Raw genomic sequence first — 259 nt, 5'->3', positions numbered from 1 at the left:
ACCTCGTAGAGAATCACCGGGATCTCCAGGTCGCCCAGGTGGCGAACCACCAGCGGCTTGACCTCGGACCAGTCCAGCCCGCCCACTCCCGTCGCCACGCAGGGCAGAGCCAGGCTGCTCACCCCTTCGCTGCGCACATAGCGGGCCAGCTCGCGCAGGGCATGGCCGACATCCTCCAGGCTCGCCTTGCCCGGCTTGGCGCTACGACCGCTGTGCAGCATGCCCTGGGTGATCAGGTTGACGATGCACTGGGTCTTGC

The 259-nt window shown here is 67.6% G+C and carries 1 protein-coding gene; it reads right to left on the bottom strand.

Features of this window, described 5'->3' with window-relative positions; genetic code table 11:
• On the bottom strand, positions 1-259 hold a 259-nt coding region (locus ACLJNW_RS26275), incomplete at both ends, for a macro domain-containing protein (protein WP_410961517.1).

Origin of the sequence: Salmonella sp. SAL4457 (assembly GCF_046548235.1) — a bacterium.
Classification (GTDB): Bacteria; Pseudomonadota; Gammaproteobacteria; order Enterobacterales; family Enterobacteriaceae; genus Salmonella; species Salmonella enterica.
The sequence above is the reverse complement of the archived record's forward strand: the minus strand, read 5'-3'. Positions and strand labels throughout refer to the sequence as shown.